This window comes from Bifidobacterium amazonense (assembly GCF_018555435.2).
GTDB lineage: Bacteria > Actinomycetota > Actinomycetes > Actinomycetales > Bifidobacteriaceae > Bifidobacterium > Bifidobacterium amazonense.
Genome location: NZ_JAFEJT020000026.1, coordinates 15,063 through 41,418 on the forward strand (window position 1 = coordinate 15,063; position 26,356 = coordinate 41,418).

Genomic DNA, 26,356 nt, shown 5'->3' on the forward strand with positions numbered 1-26,356 from the left:
ACACGCCAGATTGGAAAGCGCTTACCGATAACTTTTCCAGCGAAACTCGCACAACAACACACACAGCAAAGACGCTATACTGGTAAGCGTTTCATGCTGTTTTCCAGATGTGCGAAGAAGGACGGCAACCACGATGGCTGAGCAAAACGACAAGAATCCCTCCCCCGCGACGCTGATGGACGTCGCCAACCAGGCCGGCGTGTCCATCGCCACCGCCTCCCGCGTGCTCAACGGCAGCGCGCGCAAAGTGCGCAACGAATCATACGTGAAGGTCATGGAGGCCGCCACCAAGCTCAACTACCGGCCCAACGCCTACGCGCAGGCCGTCGCCAAGGGCACCGCGCCGAACATCGTGCTGCTCGTCTCCGACATCTCCGACCCGTACTTCGCGGCCGTCTCCCAAGGCGTCGTCAAGGCCGCCGGCGAACAGGGCGTGTCCGTGACCATCGGCGTCGCGCCGGACGCCAAATCCGAGCTCGAGGCGGTGCGCAAGGCGACCGCCACCCGGCCACGCGGCATCATCATCTCCGAAAGCGAACGCATCGACGCACCCGAACGCGCCCAGCTCGAAGCCGAACTCAAACGCTACGAGGCGGCCGGCGGACACGCCGTGTTCATCCTCAACCGCAATCTGCCGTTCCCCGCCGTCGACGTGGCCAACGAAGTCGGCGCGCGGGCCATCGCCAAGCTCATCGTCGACTCGGGCTACCGCCGGCCCGCCATCCTCAAGGGCGACGACAACTACCGTTCGTCCAAGGAGCGTCTCGCCGGCATGATGGCCGTGTTCGACAAGGCCGGCATCACGGTCGACCCGAAGGCCGTGGCGAACGGACGGTTCAGCCGCACCGAAGGCTACGCGGCGATCATGCAGTTGGCACGGCTCGGCCGGCTCACGGCGGCCAGCGGTGCGGATGCGGCGTATGACGGGCAGGGCGTGGACTGCGTGGTCGCGCTCAACGACGTGATGGCGATCGGCGCGATGAGCGCGCTGCGTGCCAACGGCATCGAACCGGGCAAGGATATGGGCGTGACCGGGTTCGGCGACATCCCCTATTCGGCCGACGTGCACCCGTCGCTGACCACCGTGCATCTGCCGCTGACCGAAATGGGCCAGGCGGCCGTCGAACGCGTGCTCGCCTCCTCCGACGGGGATGCCGACGCGGGCAGCCGTCTCATCTTCGTGCAAAGCGCCCCCGACATCGTGCTGCGCGAGTCGCTGCCGCGGCGGTGAGGACGCGCTGGGACGCCGACAGGTCGGCATGATGCGACGGACCCATATGAACAACAAATGAGGGGGCTGCCCGCTATTGGCGAACGGGCAGCCCCCTCATTGCAGGAGGAAGGAGTTCAGGGGTAAGTATGTGTTGTTTGGGTCCGGCCGGTTGCGCCCGACGGACCGTCAGGCGCGATCAGTCGTTGGCCTTGGCGGCGATGATCGGCTCGACGATGGCGCGCGCGTCCTTGCAGGCCTGCGCGACGGCATCCCAGTCGTGCGCCTTCTGGGCGGCGGACGGCACCGGGAACGAGCCGCCGATGGCGAACACGTTCTTCAGCGCGATGTAGTCGGCCGCGTTCTTCAGACTCACGCCGCCGGTCGGCAGGAACTTCATCTCGGCGAACGGGCCGGCAAGCGCCTTGAGGGTCTTCACGCCGCCGTAGGCCTCGGCCGGGAAGAACTTCACGTAGCGCAGGCCCTTCTGGTACGCCTTGTCCACGTCGGACGGGACGGCGGTGCCGGGCAGGATGAGGATGTCATTCTCGAGCGCGTAGTCGACGATCGCCTCGGTGAACGCCGGGGTGACCAGACCCTTGCAGCCGGCCTCGATCGACGCCTTGGCCTGCTCGACCGTGTGCACGGTGCCTGCCACGAGCGTGACGCCCGGGACCTCGTCGCGGATGCGCTTCATGCCTTCGATCGCGTACGGGGAACGGAAGGTGACCTCGGCGACCGGCACGCCACCGCGTTCGAGGGCCTGCGCCAGCGGCACGGCCTCCTCGACGGAGTGGAGGGTGACCAGCGGGACGACGCCCAGCTGCTCGAGGTAGTGAAGCTCCTGATCGTTCTTATCGCTCATGTTCTTGGTTCCTTTCTGAAAAGTTCTGTTTCGTCGGTGAATCGCACCCGGCCATTTACGGCTACTCGGCTATTCGGCGCGCCTGTGCGACGCGGTGAATTCGGCCAGTTCGGCCGGAGTGGGCAGCCCCTCGTTGTCGGAGACGAACTGGGTCTGGATCGCGCCGAGCGCGCAGCCGCGCTCGCACGCCTCGGCCACGTTCCCGCCCTCCAGCAGTGCGGAGAGCACGCCGGCGGCGAATCCGTCGCCTGCGCCGACCGTGTCGACCACGTGGTCGACGACGAATCCGGGCACGCGGGCCGCGTTGCCGTTGCAGTCGGCCGCATACGCGCCGCGAGGACCGTCCTTGACGACCACGGCCTTCGCGCCGTTGTCGAGGAACGCCTTGGCGATGTCCTCGACCTGCTCGACGCCGAACAGTTCACGGCCTTCGCCGATGCCGGGCAGCACCAGGTCGGACTGGGAGGCGAGGCGGCGCAGCGTGTCGCGCATCACGTCGGCGCTCTTCCACAGCGCGGGGCGCAGGTTCGGGTCGAAGCTGACGAACATGCCGTGACGGCGGGCCAGACGGATCAGCTCATGGCTGGCCTCCAGCGTGGCCTCGGACAGCGGCGGCAGGATGCCGGTCAGGTGCAGGACGGTCACATCGTCGAGCTTGCCGGTCGTCTCGAGCGCCTTGATGTCGTCGGCGCCGATCGTGGACGCGGCGGAGTCCTTGCGGAAATAGTAGGTCTTCGGATCACCGTGCGATTCCTTCGACTTGAACATGAAGCCGGTGTGATGGTCGGCGTCGTACGTCACCAGCGATTCGTCGAGCCGGTTGTCGTCCATGAAGTACTTGATGCGTTCGCCGAGCACGTCGTCGCCCAGCTTGGTCAGGTAGAGCGGCTCGACGCCGAGACGCTTCAGACCGATCGCCACGTTCAGTTCGGCGCCGGCCACGGACGCCTGGAACACGCCCACGCGACTGCACGGACCCTCCGTGCCGGCGGTGAACAGGCCCATGGCCTCGCCGGAAAGCAGCACCTTGCCCGGACGGATGCCGGGAACCTTGAAATCGTCATTGGTCATACTCGTGAACCTATCCCATGTGTGCGCAGGCGAACAGTTTTTTGCCGTTTGTTGCATCGGATTGCGGCAATGGCCGACAGCCAACGGATGACGGCAAATGGCCGACGGATAACGGCTGCCGGCCGAGCCGGAAAGAATGCGGCGGCCCCTCCCTTGCACGGGGCCGCCGCACGATTGGGACGGAAACCCAGGCGGAAACTCAGCGCTCGCCGTAGTCGAGCGGCTCGCCCTTGATCATGTGGGTGAGCTCGTTGACGACGTTCTCGCCCATGGCCTGCAGCTCGCCGCCTTCGGAGCCGGCGATGTGCGGGGTGAGGATCACGTTCGGCATGTCCCACAGCGGCGAATCGGGGCTGAGCGGCTCGTCCGGATCGGTCACGTCGAGGATCGCGTTGATGCGGCCGGTCTTGAGCTCGGCGATCATGTCGTCGGCGTTCACCACGCCGCCGCGGGCCGAGTTGAGGAACCATGCGCCGTCCTTCATCATCTTGAAGTACTTGGCGTCGATCATGCCGTGCGTGGCGGGCAGGTTCGGCGTGTGCAGCGAGACGATGTCGGACTCGCGGAACACGGTTTCCAGATCGGCCTTGATCGCGCCGTAGGACGCGGTCTCCGCCTCGTCCATCGAACGGGATTCGGCGAGCACGCGCAGACGGTAGCCCTTGAGCAGGCCCATCAGATGGCGGCCGATGCGCGAGGACGCGGTGACGAGGCCCACGGTCTTGTGGTAGTTGCCGGCGGTCGGGAATTCGACCTCGCGGTTGATGTATTCTCGGCGCTCGCGGTAGATGCGCTCGGCGCGGAAGAAGTCCTTGTCGGCCATGAGGATCATGGCCATGCAGAATTCGGCGACCGGGATGCCGTTGACGTAGCCGGAGTTGGCGCGCAGGATGCCGCGCTTCTTGGCCTCCTCGAGCGCGTCGGGGGTGAACAGCGGCCACACGTTGCCGGCCGCGGCGGCCACGCCCTTGAGGTTGGGCATCTTGGCGAGGGTCTCGGCGTCGATACGGCCGTTCGGCCCCCAGCCGGAGAAGATGTAGTCGACGCCCGAGAGGCGCTCGGCCACGCCGTCCGCGTGGAAGTCGGGGATGACGTTGCGGTCGACGTCGGCGACGGCGTCGAGACGGGCCCACTGCTCGTTGTTCATGAGCTTGTTCACGAGCTCCGGGGGCTGCATGGTCAGGATGACCTTCGGCTTTGATTCGGTCATGATGTTCGTTCCTTCCTTTGGAAAACGCTTACCGCTGGTTTCAATATAGTAGCACGCTCCGGCACGACACACGGAAAGCATTTGGAAAATCAGGAACATCCAGCGCAGTCGATCATGCGCCGCACACGGCTGCGCACGCACTCATATCACGGCAATACAGCAAGCCCTTACCAGTCTCTTACCGGTTTTTCTGGCCCTTTGCATCAATAATGCGGCGCGTCCATATGGAGCGGTCAGAAGATTCAGAAGATGACGGCGGAGACGAGGGCGAGCGAGACGAGCGAGAACAGGGTACTCACCAGTACGAATCCGACCGCATATTCGGGCATGTTGTTGCGCCGCGCGGTGAACATGGCGATCGTGGTCATCGTCGGTAGGCCGGCGATCACGCTGATCGTCAGGATCATGTCATGCGTGAACGGCAGCGGTGCGAGCGCGCCGGTCGCGGCGGACAGCAACGCGTAGAGCGCCAGCGGGAACGCGATCATCTTCGCGATCAGCCCGACGTACAGTTCGTAGCGGCGCAGCACGGTCCACCAGCGGGTGAGCGCGAACAGGCCGCCGAGATAGATGAGCGACATCGGCGTGGCCATGTTGCCGATCGTGTGCAACGGCTTGAGGATGATGCCGGGCACGCGCACGCCGGCGAGGATGAGCGCGAGCGCGATCATCACGCCGATGAACGCGGGGTTGACGAACCTGCGCAGCAGGCCGAGCGCGCGTTCGCCAAGGGTGCGCGTTGCATGCGATGAGGCCGGGTGCGGCGTCGCGGATGACGAGCCGCCGGCCGATGTACGCACGGCACCGGCCACGCCCGCACGGCCGGTCGCACCCGCCGCTCGATCGGCCTCGGCCGCGGCACTCTCGACCGGCTCGCACAGCCAGACGCCGTACGTCCACAGCAAGGTCTGGTCGATGATCGACATAAGGGCCACGTAGATCGCGCCCTCCTTGGGGAAGAGCGCCATGATGAGCGGGATGCCGATGAACCCGGCGTTGCCGAACACGAGCGACGCCTGGAAGACGCGCGATCGCGAGCCGCGTAGCCGCAGCGCCCATGCGAGCAGCCGGAAGACGACGACCAGCAGCGCGTACATGACCGCGGTCAGGAGCATCACGCCCCAGTTGGCGGCGAGCTGGGCGCGGGTGGCGCCGTCGACGGCATTGGCGAACACGAGCACGGGGATGAGCACGTTGAGCAGCAGCGAACACATGCCGTCGAGCGCGGTCTTGCCGTAGAAGCGCAGCCGCACGCACCCGTAGCCGACCATCAGCATGATCAGAAATCCGACCAGCTGCCCCACCATCACCCCGAACTGTCCCACATTCGCTCCTTTCCGTCCGTCGAGGGCTGTCCACCGAAGGCTGTCCGTCGCGGGCCACGGTACGCAGCACATTCACCCGTCGTCCGCAGGTCCTCAACACATCCGTCCTGCGCACACGGATCGTGCGCAACCCGCGCCGGTCCGGCCAACAGTCCAACCGACCATGATATGCCCGTCGCGACACGCGGAGACGACACGCCGGCTTGCATTCAAGTGCGCTTGAGGAACGATGATGGAGCCAACAACGGATGGTAACGAAAACATCGACGTCAACGAACACTACCGACAAAGGAGCATCATGTTCGAACCCACCAACGACTACACACCCGCGGCCACGCGCTACAGCGAGATGCGCTACAACCGCTGCGGCACGAGCGGCCTCAAGCTGCCAGCGATCTCGCTCGGCTTCTGGCACAACTTCGGCGACATCACGCCGTACGAGCAGATGAAGTCGCTCGTCTTCACCGCATTCGACCACGGCATCACGCACTTCGACCTGGCCAACAACTACGGCCCGGAGCCGGGCGCGGCCGAGAAGAACGCCGGCCGCCTCATCCGCCAGTACTTCGCCAAGCACCGCGACGAGCTGATCGTCTCCACCAAGGCCGGCTATGAGATGTGGGCCGGACCGTACGGCGACGGCGGCAGCCGCAAGTACCTGATCTCCAGCCTCGACCAAAGCCTCGAACGCCTCGGCCTCGACTACGTGGACATCTTCTACCATCACCGCCCGGATGACGAGACCCCGCTCGAGGAGACGATGGGCGCGCTCGCGCAGATCGTCGCCAGCGGCAAGGCGCTGTACGTCGGCCTGTCGAACTACGACGGCGAGCGTCTCGCGAAGGCCTCCGCGATCCTCGACGAGCTGCACGTGCCGTTCGTCATCAACCAGAACAAGTACAACATCCTCGACCGCCGCGTCGAACGCGACGGGCTCAAGGATACGGCCAAGCGCCTCGGCAAGGGCCTGATCACGTTCTGCCCGCTGCAGCAGGGCCTGCTCACCGACCGCTATCTCAACGGCATCCCGGCCGACTCTCGCGTGGCGCACGACCCGCGCTTCCTGCACAAGGACAGCGTCGAGCGCGTGCACGGCAAGATCGTCGCGCTCAACGACATCGCGTACCAGCGCGGCCAGACGCTCGCCGAGATGAGCCTCGCGTGGCTGCTGCGCGACGATACCGTGACCAGCGTGCTCGCCGGCGCGTCCAAGCCGCAGCAGATCCTCGACAACATCGGCGCGCTGAAGAACACGACGTTCAGCGACGACGAGCTCGCCGCGATCGACAGGATCGCGCTCAGCTGAGTCGTGACGCGGACGTCGCGCCCGTCGATTCCGGAGTCCCGAAGCACGCCCGGGGCACGCCCGAAACATGAGACGAAAGCGTGAGACGAACCGCCGTCCCGCCCGCCGCACCATGGTCCAACGCCGACCGTGCGCCGAGAGCGGAACGGCGGTTCCCTGTTTTGACTTCAAGTGCTCGAAGTTCCTATCGTCGTTCCCGTACGGCAATCATGGCGACGTGGCCGGCCCGAAACGACCGACGCGGCACAGCCGAGGAGAGATTCCACGAGGAGATCAGATCACAGTGAACGCTTTTGCAGAGGTGTCCGGAGCAGACATGACCGGGACGACCAACGTGACCGGCACAACCATGGCCAGCGTCAACGCGTCCAGCGCACCCCGACCGGAGGCCGAGTCCGGGAGCCTGACACAGCCGACAGGCCGCGACGCCAACGGCATGGATGAGGTGCGCCAGCGTCGTCTGACCGGCGAGCGCGCGGAGTTCTTCGCGCACGACCGCCGCTACGTGGACTGCCTCTTCGCGGACGGCGAGTCGCCGCTCAAGCATGTGCACGACGTCGAGGTCGTCTCGAGTTCGTTCCAGTGGAAGTATCCGCTGTGGTACGCGAACAACGTGACCGTGCGCGATTCGACGTGGTTCGAGATGGCGCGCGCGGGCGTGTGGTACACGCATCATCTGCTCGTGGAGGACTGCACGGTCGAGGGCCCGAAGAACTTCCGCCGCACCTCCGACGTGACGCTGCGCAACGTCGATCTGACGCACGCCGAGGAGACGCTGTGGAACTGCACCGGCGTGACGCTTGAGAACGTCGTCGCGCGCGGCGACTATCTGGCGATGAACTGCGAGGACGTGACGGCGACCAACCTGCGTCTGGTCGGCAACTATCCGTTCGACGGGGCGCGCAACGTGACCGTGCGCGATTCGCGGCTGATCTCCAAGGACGCGTTCTGGAACTGCGAGAACGTGACGATCGAGCATTCGTATATCTCCGGCGAGTATCTCGGCTGGAACTCGCGCAACGTCACGCTCGTCGACTGCACGATCGAAAGCCTGCAGGGACTGTGCTACATCGACAACCTTGTCATGAGGAACTGCCGGTTCGTCAACACGACGCTCGCGTTCGAGTATTCGACGGTGGACGTGGACGCGACCGGCACGATCGACAGCGTGATCAATCCGACGTCCGGCGTGATCCGCGCCGATCGGATCGGCGAGCTCACGCTCGACGCGGACCGCATCGACCCGGCGAAGACGACGATCGTCACGCGCTGACCGTCACGCCGACCATCGCACTGGTCATCTCGCGTTGAACGCGTGACGACCGCATCACCGACTGCATCACCGATCGCTCGTCGGCCGGCCGTCACAGTCCGGCGACGCGGCGGATCCCGTCGCGCACGACCTGCGGATCGTGCGCTTCGGCGTGCGTGCCGAGCGCGCGGTGCAAGGTGAGCCCCTCGACCATCGCGTCGAGCAGCGCGGCCGTGGGCTTGTCGAAGAAGCGCTCGAGCTGCGCGCGGCTGGCGGCCATCCACCGCTCGGCGATGTCGCGGTAGGCCGGGTCACGCGCGGCGATCGTGTAGAACTCGAGGTTGATGACCAGGTCGCGCTGCGTGCTGACCAGATCGCCCTCGACATGCCGCGCGATCGCCTCGCAGGCCGCGGCCTTGTCGCCGGCGGGCACGGCGGCCATGCGTTCGTCGAACCGGTCGATGCACTGCTGCGCGTACCGGTCGAACGCCTGATGCAGCAGATCGGCCATGCCGCGGAAATGGTAAGTCATCGACCCGAGCGGCACGTGTGCGGCCGCGGCGACCACGCGGTGCGACGTGCCGGCCACGCCGCGTTCGGCGATCACGTCGAGGCATGCGTCGATGATCCGGCTTTTGCGGTCCGGATCGGCGCGGCGGGACTCCTGCGTCTGCTCTTCGTTCATGGAGCCGACCATACACGTCGCGGCGTACGAACGTACATCATACGTCGCCGCACGGCGGATCACTCGGGGCTCTTGAGCGCGCCGACCATGTCGATCCGGTCGAGCGAACGGTTCGTGGCGAGTTCGACGACCACGGTGAACGCGAGCGCGAGCGCGGCCGCCGCCACATAGCAGTACCAGGCCACGTTCGGCACGATGTTCATGCCCGGCAGATCGAGCCTGCCGAGCAGGAGGCCCAGCAGCCCGCGCCCGCACGGCAGGCCGACCGCGATGCCGATCGACGCCAGCAGCAGCATCTCCTTGTTCACGTAGCCGTGCACCTCGCGCCGCCGGAAGCCGAGCACCTTGATGGTGGCGAGCTCCCGTTCGCGCTCGGAGATGTTCGTGCTGGCGAGCGTGTAGAGCACCACGATCGCGAGAACCGCGGCCATGACCACGATGAACCCGATCATCACGAAGAAGATGAGGAAGCTCTTCGAGAAGTCGCGCATCTGCCTGGCGGCGCTCGTCACGGACAGGTAGGCGTCCTGCGAGGCGAGCCGGTCGGCGAAGGCGATCTGCGCGTCCGCGTCGCCCTTGACCTTGATGTAATCGGCGTTGAGCTGCAGCGCGTCATCGTCCGAGCCGGTGCCGGACGTGCCAGCGTCGGACGTGCCGAACGCATCGCGGTAGGCGCTTGCGGTCATGACCATGACGTTGCCCGTGTAGTACTGGGCCACGCCGAGCACGGTCACGTCGGCGGAGTCCATCATGGCGTCGACCGCGGTCACCGTGTCGCCGGCCTTCAGGGAGAAGGTGTCGGCGGCGTTGGCGGTTACGATCGCGGCGGGCCGGCCGGAGTCGCCGTCGCTCGTACTCGCGAGCGCGATCGGCTCGCCGTCGACGGTGTGCAGATCGAGCCAGCCGTCGAGCGACGCATCGTCGGGCACGACGATGAGTTGCACGGTGAGCTTGGTGTCGGCGGTGCCGTCGCCGGACGTACCGCTCGCGCCGCTCGTGTCGCCGTCATCGCCGTCGCCGGACGTACCGGCCACGGACAGCGTCGCGCTCTCCAGATGCACCGGCAGCGTCGCCTCCACGTCCGCATCATCGTCCAGATCATGCTGCGCCTGATCATGGTCGGCGGCAGACGTGACGGCCATCACGTCGTATTGCGCGATCTCGCTGAACTGCCGCGGCATGAGCGTCAATGCGGAACCGCCCATGCCGAAGCCCGCGGTCATGAGCGCGGTGCAGCCGAGCACGCCGATGATGACCATGAGCGCACGCGACTTGTATCGGAACAGGTTGCGCGCGGTCACCTTGCCGAGGAAGCTCAGATGGTTCCACACAAACCCGATACGCTGCAACACGATCGTACGGCCGGCCTTCGGCGCCTTCGGACGCATGAGTTCGGCCGGCTCCAACCGCAGCGATCCGGAGCAGGCGGCCGCGGCCGCGCCGGTGATCACGACCACGAACAGCAGCACGCCGCCGACCGCGAGCCGCCAGTCGACCAGCAGCGGATAGCCGGGCAGCACGTAGATGCGCGAGATCAGCCGGCGCGTGAACACGAACGGCAGACCGATCAGGCCGAGCGCATCGCCGAGCAGACCGCCGAACAGGCAGGCCGCGCCCGAGTAGACGAGGTATTTGAGCATGGTCTCGCGGCGCGTGTAGCCGAGCGCCTTGTAGGTGCCGATGAGCCCGCGATCCTCCTCGACCATGCGCGTGACGGCGGTCAGGCTCACCAGCAGCGCGATGACGAGGAACAGGATGGGGAACATCGTGCCCAGGCGCATGACCATGTCGCTTTGCGTCTTGACGTCCTGCCAGCTGGTGACGGCGCTGCGGTCGCGAATGATCCACTTGGCCTCCGGCATCGCGGAGACCCGTTCCCTGACGGCGGTCTCGGCATCGGCGAGCTTCGCCTCGGCGGCCGTTTTGGCCGGCAGTCCGTCGGGCAGCGCGTCGATCTGCGCCCGTTGCGCGTCGAGCGCGGCCATTGCCTTGTCGAGCGCGGCGTCGCGGACCGCGTCGGTGCGCGCCTGTTCGCGGGTCGACTGGATGGCTTCGATCGCGGCGCGCACGTCGGCGACCGTGTTGAGATAGTCGTCGTCGTACGTGTTCATCGCGGCCGCGCCGTCCGCCGTGACCACGACGGACGTATACGGCGCGTCGGCCGTGTCGGCTTCGGCGAGCGAGTCGGACGAGACGACCATCGGATACACGGTCTTGCCGCCGGAGACGAGCGCGAGCGGACCGTTGGGATTCACGATGTCGTTCGGGTCGATGATCTCGCCGACGATCGTGTACTCGCCGTCCGCGAACGTGCCGGTCGTGGTCGACGAGTCGGTCGCGTCACCAGACGCATCCGACGCCGCGTCGGCGTCCGTCGCAGACGTAGCGACCGCGGCCGTCGACGTCAGCGAATCATCCGGCGAGAACTCGAGCGTATCGCCGATCTTCTTGCCGGCATCGTCCAGATACTGCCGCGTGACGGCGATCTCGCGGGCGGCGTTCGGCAGCCGGCCGTCGCTGACGTACGGGCTGTCGATGCCGCGGTCGTTGAGCTCGGTGACGGTGGCCGACGCGCTCTTGCCGTCGATTCTCGTCGTGACCGAGGCGCTGCGCTCGCCGGCCGCGTCCGCGACGCCGTCGACCTTGCGCAGCGCGGCGACGTCGTCATCGTCGAAGCCGAGCGTGGAGACGATCGAGATGTCGTGCATGGCCGTCCCGTCGAAGAATTCGTCGAGACCGGCGCGGATGTCGCGGCCGACGGTGTTCAGTCCGCCGAGCATCATCACGCCGACCGCGACGATGACGAGCATCGCGGCGAAACGCCTGCCGTTGCCGCGGATCGCGCGCCAGGCGTCCTTCCACATCGCGGTGCGTCGGCGCGCCCGCATCGCGCGGCGTTGCATGGTTCGTGTCATCGCAGGCTCCTCCCCTACCATTCGATGTCGGCGATCGGCATCGGGTTCGGGTTGCGCGTGATCTCGGTGACCTTGCCGGAACGGAAGCGGATCAGACGGTCGCCCATCGGCGCGAGGGCGGAGTTGTGCGTGACGAGCGCGACGGTGATGCCGCGGTTGCGGCAGGCGTCCTGCAGGAGCCGGAGCACCTCCTTGCCGGTGTTGTAGTCGAGCGCGCCGGTCGGCTCGTCGCACAGCAGCAGCTTCGGGTTCTTGGCGAGCGCGCGGGCGATGGAGACGCGTTGCTGTTCGCCGCCCGAGAGCTGCGCGGGAAAGTTGTTCAGACGCTCCCCCAGTCCGACTTTTTCGAGGGTTTCGCGCGCGTCGAGCGCGTCGGGGCAGATCTGGCTGGCGAGTTCGACGTTTTCGAGCGCGGTGAGGTTGGGCACGAGGTTGTAGAACTGGAAGACGAAGCCGACGTCGAAGCGGCGGTAGTCGGTCAGCTGCGCCTCGTCGGCCTTGGTGATGTCATTGCCGTCGATCTTCACCGTGCCGGAGGTGGCGCGGTCCATGCCGCCGAGAATGTTCAGCGTGGTGGATTTGCCGGCGCCGGACGCGCCGAGGATGATGGCGAGTTCGTCCTGTTCGATGTCGAAGGTGGCGTGGTCGAGCGCCAGCACGGCGGATTGGCCGGTGCCGTATTGGCGTACCACGTCGTGGAATTCAAGGAAGCTCATGGTGGTTCGGTCCTCTCTTGCGGTGGCCTGCGCGGCGTCGCGACGCTCGTCCGCGCATGGCCCAATGGCTCAGAAGCATCCCGGCCGCGACGGCAATGCCTTCTTTCGTCGTGTCGGGTTCCGGTGCATTGCGCTTCCAAGAAATACATCACCATGTGGGGTAAATAAATCCACGCAATTCCACATTGTGTCGGGTTGTTTGGGCGAAACCACGATAGGACCGTGGCATTCCGGCAAAAACACGATACGATGTCGAGTTATCACGAGACGTAACCCGACAATGCACGACAGTCAGGGAGCATAAACATGACAAGACCGAGGGCCGGCGAGCGCAGCGCACCGGAAAAGATGCAGGAGGCGTTCTGGCTGCTGCTCGAGCAGAAGCCATACGCGCAGATCACCATCAGCGACATCACGCGCGTCAGCGGGCTCAACCGCAGCGCGTTCTACTACCACTACGGCAACATCCCGGAACTGGCCGACGACGCGATCGCGGCGATCTACGAGGAGCCGGACATCATCGCGTTCATCACGAGCATCGTCAGGCAACGCGATGCCACGGGCGGCATCGGCACCATCGACGACATCCGCGCCTTCGCGCTCGCCAACGTGGCCTCGCCGCAACGCATGGCGAACGTCCGCCGACTCTCGCTCATCGCCGGACCGCATGGATCGGCCGGACTTGCGGCGCAGCTCAAGACGCGCGTCATCGACATCTGGATGGCGGCGCTCGGCCGCGATTCCGCCACGCTCAACCCAGGCCAGCATATCCTGCTGGAATTCGTCTCCAGCGGCGTGCTCGGCATCCTCGCCAAGGCGCCCGCCCTGTTCACCGCCGAGAACGTCGAATGGCTCAGCGGATCCATCCTGCCGAACGTCATCTCCCAGCTCATCAACTCGCTCAGGGATGGCGGCGACTCCGACGAACCGTCACCGGGGAATACCGCACCGCATCAGGCCGGCACGGCATCAGTTTGACGATTGAGAGGCGGAAATCCGCGTCCGTCAACGTCGGTTTGACGATTGAGAGGCTACTTCCCTGGCATCCCCTCGGCGACACGCCCGGAAAACAAGGGCGTATGCACTCGTATGGCACCTTGCGGCGCGCAAGATCGCCTCTCAATCGTCAAACTGACCTCTACCAAGGCCGATTTCCGCCTCTCAATCGTCGAACTGCTATCGCGCAGAGCCGACGAGCGCGTCGCGGCGGGCGATGAGGGCGTCGATCTCCTCGTCTCCCTCGATGACGGTGAACGTGACGACCTTGCGCTCGGTGGCCTGCGGCGCGATCGTGTGCAGGTCGCCGCGCTCCTCGTGCCAGCCGCGGCCGTGCACGCTCGAATTCGACGGCTCAAGTCCGACCACATAGTCGCCGGAGCCCATCGACTTCCATTCCATGAAGTACGGGAAGTCGGCCGCATCGAACTCGATCACGACGCCGAGGCCCAGCTTGCGGTTGACGACCGCGGCGAAGCTGCGGCCGTCCGCATCGGCGGCCAGGTCGTGCAGGTACACGCTTTCCGGCTTGTTGTCGACCGGCGCGCCGATCTCGCTCCACGGGGTCTCGTCGGCGGCGGTCGTCTCGTCGCGCGGCGTGGCCTTGCGGCTCGGGATCACGACCTGGGCGCCCTCCGCCAGCAGCGGCCAGCCGAAGTTGCAGTGGTACATCCACATGAGCGGCTCGGTGCGGAAGCTCTCATTGGTCACTTCGTCCTCAACGGTGATCGTCGACGTGCCGTACACGCTCGTGATGCGGCGGCGCAGCACCATGTTCTCGCCGAACAGCTCCGCCTCGCGCATCTCGCCCGACACCTCGAGCACATACCGGCCGTTCTCGTCCCAATACGCGTCGGAGGAGACGTGCTCGGCGGGCGTGGTGCGGATGCGGCCGTGCATCGGATAGCTGCCGGCCGGATACTTGGAACCCTCCTGCGTCACGTACGGCGCGCAGATGTTCTCGAACCCGCAGGTGAAGAACAGGCCGCCCATGATGGAGCGCTGCGCCTCGGCGCCGTTCGTGTCGAACTGGTTGCGGCCGTTGAGGCCCGGCTTGGACAGGAACGTGAGGTTCTCGCCCCGGTATTCGATCTGCGCGATGTCGAGCGCGCGGTCGGCCATCGACATGAAACGCAGCGGACCGTTCTTCACCTCGATGCCGCGCAGGCCGTGGGAGCGGCCCTCCTGGTATTCGACCGGGCGCGTGTAGGCGGCCTGCTGCAGGCTGCCCATGTGGGCGAGCATATCGGCGCGGGCGGGATTGTCTCGGTTGACGAGCATGGTGTACCTCCTTGTAACGGTGTTTTTCCTCCCCACACTGTACACGGCCACGAACTGTAAGCAAACGCTTTCCGCGGCGTGCCGCCCACGTGCCGCGCCAATGCAGCACCCCGACCAACACCGCGGCACGACCATCCTCAGCCCGTCTCATGGACATCACCCCGGCAGGCACAGCCAAGGACCGGTACCGCGACACCACAACGACACCATGGAGAACCCGCAAACGATGGTTGTCCGCCCCGCCGGTAGACTGTCGGTGACATCGACCGGCAGGGGCTACGGCGTCGCGCAACGGATTCCACGGATTCCACATCGGCAATATCCCAAATAATCCGAATCGGATCGTCCGACGGGCATCCGCGCATCATGACGTTGACCGAAATCGGCTGGGAACCACCATTCGCATCGCAGCTGAAAGGAACAGCCATGCCCGTCTCGCGCGCAACGCGATCCGTTCCGTCCGCGGAACCGTCATCCGCCCACCCGATCCTCCCGATCGTCATCATGATGGTCGGCTCGTTCACCGCCATCCTCAACCAGACGCTCATGACGAGCGCACTCCCCCATCTCATGCTCGACTTCGGCGTCACCAGCAACACCGCGCAGTGGCTGAGCACCGGGTTCATGCTCACGAACGGCATCATGATCCCGATCACCGCGTTCCTCATCCAGCGCTTCACCACGCGACAGCTGTTCTTCTACGCGATCGGCATGTTCCTGTTCGGTACGCTCGTGTGCATGTTCGCGCCCGGCTTCTGGGTGCTGCTGGCCGGCCGCGTCCTGCAGGCCACCGGCGCGGGCATCCTCATGCCGCTGCTGCAGACCGTGCTGTTCCTCACGTTCCCGCCGAGCAAGCGCGGCACGGCGATGGGCTGGTTCGGCATGGTCATCGCGTTCGCGCCGGCGATCGGCCCGACCCTGTCCGGCCTGATCATCGACCTGCTGCCGTGGCGATTCCTGTTCGCCCCGCTTGTCGTGATCGCCGTGGCCGTGCTCGCCGCCGCGATCCCGACCGTGCGCAACGTCACGCCGCAGACCGATCCGACGATCGACGTTCCGTCGGTCGCGCTGTCGACGCTCGGTTTCGGCGGCCTGCTACTCGGGTTTTCGCTGGCCGGCCAGTCCGGCTGGACGTCCGCCGGCACGCTGGGTTCGCTGGCGGTCGGCGCGGTCTCGCTGGTCGCATTCATCACGAGACAGCTGCGCCTGCCGCGCCCGCTGCTCAACTTCCGCGTGTTCGCCAAGCCGATGTTTACACTGCCGATGATCGTGATCGTGCTGGTGTTCGTCACGTTCATTTCGACGATGAACATCCTGCCGATGTTCATCCAGAATTCGCTGGGGATGACCGCGTTGCAGTCCGGCCTGCTGCTGGCGGGCGGCGGCATCGCCGAGGGCGTGTTCAATCCGGTCGCCGGCCGTCTGTTCGACCGGTTCGGCATCCGTCGCATCGCGCCGCCCGCGATCGCCGTTGTCGCGGCGGCCTCGTTCGCGCTGTCGCGTATGGGTGCGGCCACACCGGCATGGTATCCGGCGGTGTTCTTCACGCTGATGATGGCCGGCGTCGCGTTCTGCCTGATGCCGTTGACCACGACCGCGCTCAACCAGTTGACGGGCCCGCTGATCCCGCACGGCACGGCGATGAACAACACGTTGCGGCAGACGTGCGCGGCGATCGGCATCGCGATCTGCTTCACGATCATGACGACGCACACGCTGCCCGCCTCTGTTGCCGGATCGGCCGCGGCCGGTCTCGCTCATGGCGTGGATGCGGTGTTCGTCGTCTCGACCGGCGTGGCGATCGTCGCGTTCGCGCTGTCGCTGTTCGTGCGCGACGGGCGACGCTGACGCGCTACGCCTCCTTGAGTTCGGGAGCGCGACGTGTGGAGAAGCGGAACATGAGCGCGGCAAGCACGACGCCGACCACGGCCATGCCGGCGAGCACCCACATGCTCGACGAGAAGCCCTGCAGGTACGATTCGGCCTCGCCCGCGCCGGAGCGGGCCGCGGCGGCGGAGAATTCGGACAGCAGCGCGCTGGCCACGGCCGTGCCGATCGCGCCTGCCAGCTGTTGGACGGTGTTCATCACCGCCGAGCCGTCCGCGTTGAGCCGTGCGGGCAGCTGGTTCAACGCATGGGTCTGGTCGGGCACGAGCACGAATCCGGAGAACGCCATGAACACCGCGTAGGCGATGGCCACCGCCGCCACGTTGCCGGAGGCCGCGATGAACACGACGTCCATCACGGTGACGACCGAGAATCCGATCACGATGAACTTCGGCGGGAAATGGTTCTTCAGCGCCCCGCCGATCATCGGCGCGGCGATCGCTCCGACCGCCGCGCCCGGCAGCAGGGTCAGCGCGGCGGCGAGGCTGCCCATGCCGAATCCGCGCTGCAGCAGGATCGGCAGCATGAAGTTGAGGCCGAGCACGCCGCCGGACGCCATGAGCAGGATCAGCATGCCGAGCGAGAATCCCGGGTAGGCGAACACGCGCACCTCGACCAGCGGACGCGTCATGCGCAGCTGCACGATCGCGAACACGGCCAGTACCGCCACGCTTGCGGCCAGCGTCAGCCAGAACCGCCAGTCGCCGTTCCATCCGGCGAAGAAGCTCACCGCGACGATCAGGCCGGCGAGTCCGACCGCGACCAGCAGCAGCGACGGCACGCTGATCGTCGCCTGCTCGCGGTCGCCGGGGTGGCGGATCTCCGGCACCGTGGCCATGCCGAGCGCGAACGAGACGGCCAGGAACGGCAGCATCGTGTAGAAGATCCAATGCCAGTCGAGCCATTCCATGACCACGCCGCCGAACACCGGGCCGATGGCCGGCGCGGCGCAGGTGACGAGGCTGACGATGCCGAGCATCGCGCCGCGTTGTTCGAGCGGCGCCTTGTCGAGAATGATGTTGGTGATGAGCGGCAATGAGATGCCGGTGCCGAGCGCCATGACGAGACGCGCGGCGAGCAGCATCGGGAAGTTGACGGCGAACGCGCCGATCAGCGTGCCGACGGTGAAGATCGCGACCGCCGCAACGAACAAGGTTCTGGTGGCGAAGCGGCGGACCATGAACGGCGAGTTTGGGATCGCGACCGACAGGAGCAGCAGGTAGCCGGTGGTGAGCCATTGCACCGTGGATGCGTCGACCGAGAACTCCTGCATGAGCGTGGAGTAGGCGATGTTGAGCGACGTTTCGGACAGGATGCCGAGGAAGGTGAGGATCGCGAGCGCGACCACGCAGATGACGATGGAGACCGGTACGGGGCGTTTGCCGTTGGCCGGGGGCGTCTTCGCCGCGGCTCCCGCACCGTTTCGCTCCTGTCGTTCGCCGGCTGCGGCTTCCCTGTCTTGTCCCGTCATGCGCGTTCTCCATTTCCCGGCGGCATCGGTGATTGTTGCATATCAAACAAGGTGCCATCGTACCGGCGAATGTTACACGAAACTCACTCGCCGAGTTCCTGCCTGAGCCACTGGCGTTCGGCGTCGATTTCCGCGTCGTGGACCGTGATGATCGCGCGGCGGTACTTGTCGGTGACCTGATCGTTGTCGATCGGGCCTTCGCCGTCGCTGTAGAGCCGGCGTACGTCGGATTCAAGCAGGTCGAGACGGCGGCGCAGCACGGCGCGCCGGTCGGCCTCGTCGGGGATGACGGAGAGGAACGACATGACGACGGCCCATTTGGTGATGTTGGTGAGCATGTAGCCGCTGGTGTTTTTGAGCTCGTCGACGAGTTTTTCGCGGCCGGCGGGTTCGAGGTGGAATTCGCGCAGGCGGCGGCCGTTGACCACGTTGAAGGTCTCGCCGATGTAGCCGGCCTTGACGAATTTGTTCGTCACCGTGTGGAGCGTGCCGTCGGAGACGGCCTGCATGTAGCCCTGCAGCTGTTCCATCTTCTTGCGCAGGCGGTATCCGCACAACGGCTCCTCGCTCAGGAAGCCGAGCGTCATGAGTTCTATCGTGTTCATCATATCGACCATGATATCTCAATTCGAGATATCTCGGAACGACACGCCGAGCTCGGCCGGCGCACAACGACGCGCAATCGCCGGAATTCCAACGATCACGCACGCATCATAAATCTTTCCGATATATCTCAGTTTGAAATATCTCGTACCGAGGTGCATACTGGCATCAACGCGAACGCAACGGCACCACGAACCTCCACCGCGGCGGTCGTAACAACAAACAAACAAACCAACCATCCGACCAACCAGCAACCAACCGCCAACGCGCACGGCACGCCACACATGGCACACCACACACGGCATGCGGCGCAGGCACACACCGAAAGGAACACCACCATGAGCACCATCACCATCTTCGGCGCAGGCAACATCGGCTCCGCGGTCGCGGGCATCGCCGTCAAGTCCGGCGCGAGCGTGCAGGTCATCGACCGCAACCCCGACAAGGCCACAGCGGCCGCGACGGGCGTCACCGGCGCGAAGTTCGGCGAGGCCACGATCAACGGCGACATCGTCGTGCTCGCCCTGCCGTTCCCGGCCTACGACGAGGTCCTCGCCGCCTACGCCGACCAGCTGGCCGGCAAGACCGTGGTCGACGTGTCCAACCCGATCGACTTCACCACCTTCGACCTCGCCCTGCCGGAGGGCTTCAAGTCGGCCGCCGAATACGTGGCCGCCAAGCTGCCGGACAGCACCGTCGTCAAGGGCTTCAACACCACGTTCGCCGCGACGCTGGCCACCGGCGTCAACGACGGCGCGCCGACCGTCGTGCAGCTCGCCTCCGACGGCGAGGACGCCAAGAAGGCCGTCGCCGCGTTCATCGAGGCCGCGGGGCTCAAGACCGTGGACGCCGGCCCGCTCAAGCGCGCGCAGTACCTCGAGGGCTACGGCGCGCTGCAGATCATCCTCGGCGTGACCGAGCAGACCCCGTGGACCGGCGGCTTCAAGGTCGTCAAGTAGGCCGTCAAGTAACGGCTCAGACAACAAACAGGCCGTAGGTCGGCACGATCGAACGATCATGCCGACCTACGGCCTTACGTCGCCCACAGCGACTCACGCCAGCGCGCGGTAGGAGTCCTCGTCCACCGGCTCGAGCCATTCGGTCGAAGCGCCCTCGGCCTTGGGCATGACGGCCACGTGCGCGAACGATTCGCTCGGCGCCGCGCCATGCCAGTGCTTGGTGTCCGGCGGAATGTAGGCCACGTCGCCGGGCTTGAGCTCGACCGGCCCCTGCCCTTCGATCTGGTAGTAGCCGCGCCCGCCCACGGCGAGCAGGATCTGGCAGATGCCGTGATGGATGTGCCAGTGGTTCGTGCAGCCCGGCTCGAACGTGACGTTCGCGACCGACACCTGATCGTCCGCAGCCAGCGGCGCGAGATAGCTCTGGCCGTCGAAGTACTGCGCGAACGCGTCGTTCGGCTCGCCCAGCGGGAATGCGCTCGGATTGTCCATGATGACTCCTCCCATGATGGTTCCGTACCGATGGCCGATCGGTCGATCGGCGGGTTCATCACCGACGTTACGAACTTCGAGCGCTCGAAGTCAACGCACGTCCGCGAACATGCGCGGACCAATGAGCCGCCACGTTCGCCCAGAACGTACACGCTTGCCGCAACGGCGTGTCGTCTGAGAAAGTAATACCGATAGATATAGCTCGTTTCGTGGTATTCCGGTCGCACTCCGGCAGCGATCCGGTGTCGTTCCGGCGGTATTCCGGAAGCAATTCCGGACCGGAAGACCACGCCAATAACCCAATAACAAGGAGACGCAAATCATGTCCAAGAAGACCCTGGTGCTCGTGTTCCACCCCGGCTTGAACACCCAGTCCCATGTCAACAAGACGCTGGCCGACGCGGCTGCGGAGCTCGACAACGTGACCGTGCGCGACGAGTACGCGCTCTACCCGGACGGCAAGATCGACGTCGCCGCGGAGCAGGCGGCCATCGAGGCGGCCGACCGCGTCGTCTTCCAGTTCCCGCTGTGGTGGTTCTCCTCCCCCGCGCTGCTCAAGACCTGGGAGGACGAGGTGCTGCAGCACGGCTGGGCGTACGGCTCCGAGGGCCACGCGTTCGAGGGCAAGGAGTTCCAGGTGGCCGTCTCCACCGGCTCCCCGGAGGCGAACTACCAGCCGGACGGCGCGAACAAGTTCGTGATCGACCAGGTGCTGGTCCCGTTCCAGGGCACCGCCAACTACATCAGCGCGACGTGGGTCAAGCCGTTCGTCACGTTCGGCGCGTTCGGCATCACCGATGAGGCGCTGGCCGAGGCCGCGAAGAACTATCAGGCGGCACTCGCCAAGTAACGCGGCGGCACGTCCGCAAGGACGCGACGCGCACGCATACGCATATACGCAGGGGCCGGTTCCCGGGATCGTCGTCTGGACGTCCCGGAAACCGGACCCTGTTCGCTTTTCCGGCAATTCGGCGGCGGCTCAGCGGCGCCACTTCTCGCCCATGCTGAGGAACGATTCGACGCTGTAGCCGTCGTTGCGCCCGCCGAAGCAGCTATGGCCGGTGTCGAGCGCGGCGATGACGGCCATGGCGGTTCCTTTCCTTGAATTTCCGGGGTTTCCGTGGTTTCCCTATGGTTTCCTGCTGACTATTCTGCCGCCGCTACCGTTCCCGCCATCGCGTCAGCTCGAAGACGAGCACGTACGCGAGCAGCAGCGCGGAGGCGAGGAAGACGGATCGCAGCGCCGCGGTGAGCGACGGCAGGAACGTGGCGATGACGCCGAACACGGCCACGCCGATCGCACCGCCGACCTGGCGGAACGTGTTGAACATGGCGGAGGCGATGCCGGCCTGCGCGGGGTCGACCGAGCGCAGCACGACGCCGGCCGCGGCGGGCGTGGTGATGGCCGCGCCGAAGCCGACGATGCTCAGCCCGGCCGCGATCACCCATACCGGGATCGGCGCGGGGGTGAGGAATTCGAACAGGAATCCGACGATCATGATCGACAGTCCCAGCGTGATCGAGAAGCGCGCGCCGTGCGCGGTGATGATGCGCCCGCCGAGCAGGTTGCCGGCGATCGTGACGAACGCGGACGGCACGAATACGAGTCCGGCCGCGAACGCGCCCATGTGCAGCTCGTTCTGCAGGAACATCGTGCAGATGAACACCATGCCGTACCAGTTGAAGATCATGATGAAACCGATCTGCAGCGCGACCTGCATGCCGCGGATGCGGAACAGGCCGAGCGGCATCATCGGAGCCGCGACCCGGCTTTGGCTGATGACGAACAGAACGAGCGCCGCCACGCCGACCTCCAGCAGCACGAGCGTCGCCGGCGCGGCCAGTCCGATCGAACCGATTTCGATGATGCCGGCGACCAGTACGCTCAATCCGATCAACGCGAGCGTCTGACCGATCCAGTCGAAGCGGATCGGCCGGCGCGGCGAGGCTGCGATGCGTGGGGCGAGCGAGAGGATGAGCAGGCAGAACGGCACGTTGATCGCGAACACGAAGCTCCAGTGGATCGGCGTGAGCAGTCCGCCGAGCAGCGGGCCGACGGCGGAGGCCGAAGCGCCGCCCGCGCCCCATAATGCGAGCGCCCACGCGCGCCGCCGCGGATTCGGGTTGGCTTCGTTGATGAGCGCCATCGAGGCCGGCAGGATCAGCGCGGACGCGACGCCGAGCGCGCAACGTCCGAACACGAGCGCGCCCATCGACCATGCGAAGGTGCAGAACAGCGAGGCCGCGCCGAACAGGGCCGCGCCGATGAGGAACACGCGTTTGGCGCCGAACCGGTCGGACAGGCTGCCCGCGAGCAGCAGCAGCGCGGCGAACAGCAGCGTGTAGCCGTCCACGACCCACTGCTGGACGGCCATGTCGCCGCCGAGGTCGGCCGCGATGGTGGGCAGGGCGACGTTGACGATGAGCACGTCCATGCCGGCGAGGAACGAGGCGATGGCCGCGGCCGCGGTGGCGGCGATGGGCGTCGCCGAGGAGAATTCGGATGACACGTGCTGCTCCATGATGGGTGACTCGATGCGTGATCTCGATGCGTGATCTCTTAGTTGTTGCGCAGTACATGATAGTGTGGCGGTCCGTTGCCGTGACTGGGTTTGCGCGTGCTTATGGTTTATTCTGTATAAACCGTTGGTTGATACGAAGGGGGCACGCATGTACGATCGCAGGCTTGACGCGGTGATCGCCGCGGCGGACACCGGCAGTTTCGCGCAGGCCGCACGCCGGCTGCACATTTCGACGCCCGCGCTCGCCAAACAGGTCAACACGTTCGAGAGGGAATACGGCCTCACGCTGTTCGTCCGGTCGCGCAGCGGCGTCGCGCCCACGCCGGCCGGCGAGGAGTTCATCGACGACGCCCGCCTGATCGTACGCCAATGCGAGGAGATCATGCGCCGTGCACGCCGGCGCGGCGCCGAATCGGACATCGACGTCGTCCGTCTCGGCGTTTCGATCCTGCGCTCCGGCCGTCGCATCCTCGACCTGTGGCAACGAGACGCGGGCCATCATCCGGAGCTCAGGCTGGAGCTCGTCCCCATCCCCGACGACACGACCGCCATCGACGACATCATCGACCATCTGGGCGACGGCATCGACATGGTCTCCACCGCGTTCGACGCCGGCTATTGGAACGGCGTGTGCGGCACGCTGATCCTCGACCGGGAGCCGTTGTGCGTCGCCGTCCCGCGCAATCATCCGCTCGCCCGCCGTGCGCGGCTCACGCTCGACGATCTCGCCGGCGAGCGCATCCGCACCATCCGCCGTCATCACGGCGGCAACGACGCGACGCGCGATCTGCTCGAATCATATCCCGGCATCACGCTGGTCGACATCGACCATTACGACCTCGACACGCTCAACGACTGCGCGCAGTCCGGCGACCTGCTCATCTCCAAGCCGATGTGGAACGACGTGCACCCCCAGCTCGTCAACGTTCCCGTCGACTGGCCCACGCCGCTCGAGCTCTCGTACGGCCTGCTCTACCCGCTCGATCCCTCCCCCGCCGTCGCCGCGTTCGTCGCCCGCATCGCCGAACTCAACCGGCGGTTCGCGGCGTCGATGCCCGGCCGGTGATCGGACCGTCGAAACAGCCGGAAACGCCATCGGCTGTGAGCGCTACCATAGAAGTCGTGGGGAATGATTCCATGACGATCACGACGATCATGAAGATGAATAATATGGGTAGCGAACAAGAAGACAATCAGCAGAATCCGAACGAAAACAACGCGAACGGCGTCGACCGCGCGTGGCTGACCAAGGCCAAGGAGACCATCGGCCAGTGGGCGTACATCATGCTGCGCGACGCCGACGACCACGACATCGATTGGGACTGGGTGCGTTCGCTCGACCTCGAGCACGGCATCGGCGTCGCGACCGCGGCCGATCTGGAGCCGGGCGCGGCGATCGGCGTGCATGACCTGCTCAAGGCCGATCTGGAGATCCGCGACCGGCTCGAGGCGATCATCGCGAAGATGAGCATGGTGTTCATGCGCGATTTCGACCGTCATATCAAGACGTACGAGCTGCCGCGCGCGCTCGCGTACGCGGACCGTCGGCTCACCGATCAGATCGACCTGCTGCGCGACCGCGGCGTCGCGGAGGGACTGTGGACGGTGACGGACGAGGATCGCGAGCGCGTGACCGTGCCCGTACTGCACGCGGCCGACGGCAGCGGACTGACCGACGACGATCTGGCCGACGTGCAGGATCGCACGGCCGAGATCGTCAACGCGCGTGCGGAGAAGCGCAAGGCTGACCGCGAGAAGCGCGAGGAGTCCCGTCACGAACGCCGGATGGCGCTGTTCGAGGCGGACGAGAAGCATTACGGTTCGGTCGAGGCCGGCCCGGACGAGTCGGCGCCGGCCGATTCGAGTTCGGACGCGGGCAGTCCGGACTATCTGATCGAGGGACAGCCGGTCATCAACGACGACAATCCGGCCGTGCCGAACGTCGAACAGGAGCACGTCGACGAAACCGCGGTGCCGGAGATGCGTTACGAGAAGTCGCGTCACGCGGCGGCCGAGCATGTGGCCGCGCGGGCCGCCGCCGCGCCGAAGGACTACTGGCGCGAGGTGTATCTGCCCGGCCGCGACGTGGACAACGTGATGGGCATCGACCTGGAGACAAACGGCACCGAACCGTACCGCGCGTACATCATCGACGTCGGCTTCGAATACATGAACATGAAGTCGTCGCGCCCGACCCAGCTGCCCGACGACTACCGGTACGACAAGGACTACTACGAGTCCGGCGACGCGTACGACCAGCACCGCTTCTCGTTCGGCGTGACCCCCGAGGCGGCGCGGCACGGCAATGAGTTCATCATCCAGCTGACCGGCATCGACATCAGCCAGCGCACGGGTGCCGGGTTCCCGCTGTTCGACGAGGATCCGGCCGCGCAGGCCGACCTGCTCAGGCGTCTGACCACGCAGCCGTTCGTGGCGCATATGGCCACGTTCGAGCACAGCTTCTTCATGCTCAACGTGGCCGGCTATGCGGAGGCGTACCGCAACGGGCATGTGACGATCATCGACACGCTGCCGATGAGCCGCCTGTGGGACGAGGGTTCGGTGCCCTGCGAGGGCCATCCGGACGGCGACAACACGCTCGACGCGTACGCCAAGCGTCAGGGCGCGCTGCGCGAGGATGACGCGGAACGCCATCTGGGCCTTGAGGACACGCATATCATGCTGCTCGCGATGAAGCATCACCTCACGCAGCTCAAGGCCGAGGCGCGCGGACCGTGGGGTCCGGGCGGCAAGGCGGGCGTCGGCGGCAAGCGCATCGTCAACTACCGCCGGCGCCGTCGCTGGTAGGCGGTCTGCCGCCGGTAGACTGCCGGCAGACCGCCCGACCGACAGACCGCCCTGTCGTCAGACCGCCCGCTCAGTGCGTGGCGATCTCGTCGACCTTGGTGACGTGCCCGCCGAACTGGGCGCGCAGCGCGGTCACGACGCGCAGGATGTCGTCCGCGCCGCCGCGCGAGGTCTGCCGCTGCCACAGGGCGGCCGCGGTGGCCGGCGTGGGCACGCCGAGTTCGAGCGCCGCCTCGACCATCCAGCGCGCCTCGCCGGACTCGTTGGCCACGGCCGGCACGCCCTTGAGCGACGGATCGTGTTCGGTGGCGTTGTCGAACAGGTCGAGCAGCCAGCTGGCCACCACGGAGCCTTCGCGCCACGAGTCCATCGTCGCGGCCGGATCGGTCACGTATTCGGAGCGCATCATCGTGGCGAAGCCCTCGCCGAACGCCTGCATCATGCCGTATTCGATGCCGTTGTGCACCATCTTCGCGAAGTGGCCGCCGCCGACCGGGCCGGCGTGCACCAGGCCGTATTCGCCTTCCGGCTTGAGCGCCTCGAAGATCGGGCGCACGCGCTCGTAGTCCGCGTCGGAGCCGCCGATCATGAGCGCGTAGCCGCGCGCCTCGCCCCACACGCCGCCGGAGACGCCGCAGTCGAGGAATCCGATGCCGCGTTCGGCGAGCGCGGCCGCGTGCTCGCGATCCTCGGTGTACTTGGAGTTGCCGCCGTCGACGACGATGTCGCCGGGTTCGAGCAGTTCGCCGAGCCGCGCGATCGTCGATTCGGTGGGCGTGCCG

Annotated in this window: 22 protein-coding genes; 9 read left to right on the plus strand and 13 right to left on the minus strand. The window is 66.1% G+C overall.

The features are described 5' to 3' along the window. Nucleotides 1-133: 133 nt before the first annotated feature. On the plus strand, nt 134-1,231 hold the full coding sequence (locus tag JS533_RS07285; RefSeq protein ID WP_241513778.1) for a LacI family DNA-binding transcriptional regulator: 1,098 nt from the start codon (nt 134-136) through the stop codon (nt 1,229-1,231). Nucleotides 1,232-1,409: 178 nt separating this feature from the next. On the opposite strand, the gene eda is transcribed toward JS533_RS07285, so the two are convergent. From eda to JS533_RS07305, 4 genes are all read right to left on the minus strand, one after another. Further along, nucleotides 1,410-2,075, minus strand: a complete 666-nt coding sequence (gene eda, locus JS533_RS07290) for a bifunctional 4-hydroxy-2-oxoglutarate aldolase/2-dehydro-3-deoxy-phosphogluconate aldolase (RefSeq protein WP_241513779.1) — start codon at nt 2,073-2,075, stop codon at nt 1,410-1,412. A gap of 69 nt (nt 2,076-2,144) precedes the next feature. Beyond that, the gene (locus tag JS533_RS07295) at nt 2,145-3,146 is read right to left on the minus strand and encodes a sugar kinase (protein ID WP_241513780.1); all 1,002 of its coding nucleotides are present in this window, start codon (nt 3,144-3,146) and stop codon (nt 2,145-2,147) included. Nucleotides 3,147-3,345: 199 nt separating this feature from the next. Next, nucleotides 3,346-4,356 (minus strand): hydroxyacid dehydrogenase, encoded by a 1,011-nt coding sequence (locus tag JS533_RS07300; protein WP_241513781.1) that lies wholly within the window; start codon nt 4,354-4,356, stop codon nt 3,346-3,348. A 242-nt stretch (nt 4,357-4,598) separates the two neighbouring features. After that, the gene (locus JS533_RS07305; RefSeq protein WP_241513782.1) at nt 4,599-5,681 is read right to left on the minus strand and encodes an AEC family transporter; all 1,083 of its coding nucleotides are present in this window, start codon (nt 5,679-5,681) and stop codon (nt 4,599-4,601) included. Nucleotides 5,682-5,979: 298 nt separating this feature from the next. Between JS533_RS07305 and JS533_RS07310 the strand changes: the two genes are divergently transcribed. Continuing rightward, on the plus strand, nt 5,980-6,987 hold the full coding sequence (locus JS533_RS07310) for an aldo/keto reductase (RefSeq protein ID WP_241513783.1): 1,008 nt from the start codon (nt 5,980-5,982) through the stop codon (nt 6,985-6,987). A gap of 316 nt (nt 6,988-7,303) precedes the next feature. Next, nucleotides 7,304-8,260, plus strand: a complete 957-nt coding sequence (locus tag JS533_RS07315) for a DUF3737 family protein (RefSeq protein WP_241513784.1) — start codon at nt 7,304-7,306, stop codon at nt 8,258-8,260. A 91-nt stretch (nt 8,261-8,351) separates the two neighbouring features. On the opposite strand, the gene JS533_RS07320 is transcribed toward JS533_RS07315, so the two are convergent. The 3 genes from JS533_RS07320 to JS533_RS07330 are packed head-to-tail and all read right to left on the minus strand — an operon-like array spanning nt 8,352 to nt 12,555. Next, nucleotides 8,352-8,924, minus strand: a complete 573-nt coding sequence (locus JS533_RS07320; protein ID WP_241513785.1) for a TetR/AcrR family transcriptional regulator — start codon at nt 8,922-8,924, stop codon at nt 8,352-8,354. 59 nt (nt 8,925-8,983) lie between these two features. Then, on the minus strand, nt 8,984-11,839 hold the full coding sequence (locus JS533_RS07325; RefSeq protein ID WP_241513786.1) for an ABC transporter permease: 2,856 nt from the start codon (nt 11,837-11,839) through the stop codon (nt 8,984-8,986). Nucleotides 11,840-11,853: 14 nt separating this feature from the next. After that, nucleotides 11,854-12,555, minus strand: a complete 702-nt coding sequence (locus tag JS533_RS07330; protein ID WP_241513787.1) for an ABC transporter ATP-binding protein — start codon at nt 12,553-12,555, stop codon at nt 11,854-11,856. Nucleotides 12,556-12,861: 306 nt separating this feature from the next. Between JS533_RS07330 and JS533_RS07335 the strand changes: the two genes are divergently transcribed. Continuing rightward, on the plus strand, nt 12,862-13,533 hold the full coding sequence (locus tag JS533_RS07335; protein ID WP_241513788.1) for a TetR/AcrR family transcriptional regulator: 672 nt from the start codon (nt 12,862-12,864) through the stop codon (nt 13,531-13,533). A 198-nt stretch (nt 13,534-13,731) separates the two neighbouring features. Here the strand turns inward: JS533_RS07335 and JS533_RS07340 are convergent, their stop codons facing one another. Further along, a complete protein-coding gene (locus JS533_RS07340; protein ID WP_241513789.1) occupies nt 13,732-14,832 on the minus strand; it encodes an aldose 1-epimerase family protein in 1,101 nt (366 codons plus the stop codon). A 426-nt stretch (nt 14,833-15,258) separates the two neighbouring features. Here JS533_RS07340 and JS533_RS07345 point away from each other — a divergent pair, with 426 nt between their 5' ends. Next, nucleotides 15,259-16,680 (plus strand): MDR family MFS transporter, encoded by a 1,422-nt coding sequence (locus tag JS533_RS07345; protein WP_241513790.1) that lies wholly within the window; start codon nt 15,259-15,261, stop codon nt 16,678-16,680. 4 nt (nt 16,681-16,684) lie between these two features. Here the strand turns inward: JS533_RS07345 and JS533_RS07350 are convergent, their stop codons facing one another. Next, nucleotides 16,685-18,190 (minus strand): DHA2 family efflux MFS transporter permease subunit, encoded by a 1,506-nt coding sequence (locus JS533_RS07350; RefSeq protein WP_241513791.1) that lies wholly within the window; start codon nt 18,188-18,190, stop codon nt 16,685-16,687. An 83-nt stretch (nt 18,191-18,273) separates the two neighbouring features. Then, nucleotides 18,274-18,798, minus strand: coding sequence for a PadR family transcriptional regulator (locus tag JS533_RS07355; protein WP_241513792.1), 525 nt, complete (start codon nt 18,796-18,798; stop codon nt 18,274-18,276). A gap of 279 nt (nt 18,799-19,077) precedes the next feature. Here JS533_RS07355 and JS533_RS07360 point away from each other — a divergent pair, with 279 nt between their 5' ends. Beyond that, nucleotides 19,078-19,752 carry an NADPH-dependent F420 reductase gene (locus tag JS533_RS07360; protein ID WP_274619201.1) on the plus strand — a complete coding sequence of 225 codons (675 nt, stop codon included), beginning with the start codon at nt 19,078-19,080 and terminating at the stop codon, nt 19,750-19,752. 93 nt (nt 19,753-19,845) lie between these two features. Here the strand turns inward: JS533_RS07360 and JS533_RS07365 are convergent, their stop codons facing one another. Next, nucleotides 19,846-20,244 carry a cupin domain-containing protein gene (locus JS533_RS07365; RefSeq protein WP_241513799.1) on the minus strand — a complete coding sequence of 133 codons (399 nt, stop codon included), beginning with the start codon at nt 20,242-20,244 and terminating at the stop codon, nt 19,846-19,848. Nucleotides 20,245-20,566: 322 nt separating this feature from the next. On the opposite strand from JS533_RS07365, the gene JS533_RS07370 reads away from it, so the two are divergent. Then, nucleotides 20,567-21,094, plus strand: coding sequence for an NAD(P)H-dependent oxidoreductase (locus JS533_RS07370; RefSeq protein WP_241513794.1), 528 nt, complete (start codon nt 20,567-20,569; stop codon nt 21,092-21,094). Nucleotides 21,095-21,404: 310 nt separating this feature from the next. Here the strand turns inward: JS533_RS07370 and JS533_RS07375 are convergent, their stop codons facing one another. Further along, the gene (locus tag JS533_RS07375; protein ID WP_241513795.1) at nt 21,405-22,754 is read right to left on the minus strand and encodes an MFS transporter; all 1,350 of its coding nucleotides are present in this window, start codon (nt 22,752-22,754) and stop codon (nt 21,405-21,407) included. Nucleotides 22,755-22,914: 160 nt separating this feature from the next. Between JS533_RS07375 and JS533_RS07380 the strand changes: the two genes are divergently transcribed. Together JS533_RS07380 and JS533_RS07385 are read left to right on the plus strand one after the other, a co-directional pair. Beyond that, entirely contained in the window at nt 22,915-23,832 is a 918-nt protein-coding gene (locus JS533_RS07380; RefSeq protein ID WP_241513796.1) for a LysR family transcriptional regulator, read from the plus strand. 104 nt (nt 23,833-23,936) lie between these two features. Beyond that, the gene (locus tag JS533_RS07385) at nt 23,937-25,574 is read left to right on the plus strand and encodes a DNA polymerase III subunit epsilon (RefSeq protein WP_420838636.1); all 1,638 of its coding nucleotides are present in this window, start codon (nt 23,937-23,939) and stop codon (nt 25,572-25,574) included. 70 nt (nt 25,575-25,644) lie between these two features. Here JS533_RS07385 and JS533_RS07390 read toward each other — a convergent pair. Further along, nucleotides 25,645-26,356, minus strand: a 712-nt coding sequence (locus JS533_RS07390) for an NADP-dependent phosphogluconate dehydrogenase (RefSeq protein WP_241513798.1), incomplete at its 5' end; no start/stop codon positions are given.

Excerpts from the sequence above, each read along its gene's own strand:
- JS533_RS07330 (WP_241513787.1), bottom strand. The coding sequence starts at position 12,555 with ATGAGCTTCCTTGAATTCCACGACGTGGTACGCCAATACGGCACCGGC.
- JS533_RS07285 (WP_241513778.1), top strand. The coding sequence starts at position 134 with ATGGCTGAGCAAAACGACAAGAATCCCTCCCCCGCGACGCTGATGGAC.
- eda (WP_241513779.1), bottom strand. The coding sequence starts at position 2,075 with ATGAGCGATAAGAACGATCAGGAGCTTCACTACCTCGAGCAGCTGGGC.
- JS533_RS07325 (WP_241513786.1), bottom strand. The coding sequence starts at position 11,839 with ATGACACGAACCATGCAACGCCGCGCGATGCGGGCGCGCCGACGCACC.
- JS533_RS07365 (WP_241513799.1), bottom strand. The coding sequence starts at position 20,244 with ATGGACAATCCGAGCGCATTCCCGCTGGGCGAGCCGAACGACGCGTTC.
- JS533_RS07295 (WP_241513780.1), bottom strand. The coding sequence starts at position 3,146 with ATGACCAATGACGATTTCAAGGTTCCCGGCATCCGTCCGGGCAAGGTG.
- JS533_RS07380 (WP_241513796.1), top strand. The coding sequence starts at position 22,915 with ATGTACGATCGCAGGCTTGACGCGGTGATCGCCGCGGCGGACACCGGC.
- JS533_RS07340 (WP_241513789.1), bottom strand. The coding sequence starts at position 14,832 with ATGCTCGTCAACCGAGACAATCCCGCCCGCGCCGATATGCTCGCCCAC.
- JS533_RS07385 (WP_420838636.1), top strand. The coding sequence starts at position 23,937 with ATGGGTAGCGAACAAGAAGACAATCAGCAGAATCCGAACGAAAACAAC.
- JS533_RS07310 (WP_241513783.1), top strand. The coding sequence starts at position 5,980 with ATGTTCGAACCCACCAACGACTACACACCCGCGGCCACGCGCTACAGC.
- JS533_RS07355 (WP_241513792.1), bottom strand. The coding sequence starts at position 18,798 with ATGATGAACACGATAGAACTCATGACGCTCGGCTTCCTGAGCGAGGAG.
- JS533_RS07350 (WP_241513791.1), bottom strand. The coding sequence starts at position 18,190 with ATGACGGGACAAGACAGGGAAGCCGCAGCCGGCGAACGACAGGAGCGA.
- JS533_RS07335 (WP_241513788.1), top strand. The coding sequence starts at position 12,862 with ATGACAAGACCGAGGGCCGGCGAGCGCAGCGCACCGGAAAAGATGCAG.
- JS533_RS07345 (WP_241513790.1), top strand. The coding sequence starts at position 15,259 with ATGCCCGTCTCGCGCGCAACGCGATCCGTTCCGTCCGCGGAACCGTCA.
- JS533_RS07370 (WP_241513794.1), top strand. The coding sequence starts at position 20,567 with ATGTCCAAGAAGACCCTGGTGCTCGTGTTCCACCCCGGCTTGAACACC.
- JS533_RS07300 (WP_241513781.1), bottom strand. The coding sequence starts at position 4,356 with ATGACCGAATCAAAGCCGAAGGTCATCCTGACCATGCAGCCCCCGGAG.
- JS533_RS07360 (WP_274619201.1), top strand. The coding sequence starts at position 19,078 with ATGGCACACCACACACGGCATGCGGCGCAGGCACACACCGAAAGGAAC.
- JS533_RS07315 (WP_241513784.1), top strand. The coding sequence starts at position 7,304 with ATGACCGGGACGACCAACGTGACCGGCACAACCATGGCCAGCGTCAAC.
- JS533_RS07320 (WP_241513785.1), bottom strand. The coding sequence starts at position 8,924 with ATGAACGAAGAGCAGACGCAGGAGTCCCGCCGCGCCGATCCGGACCGC.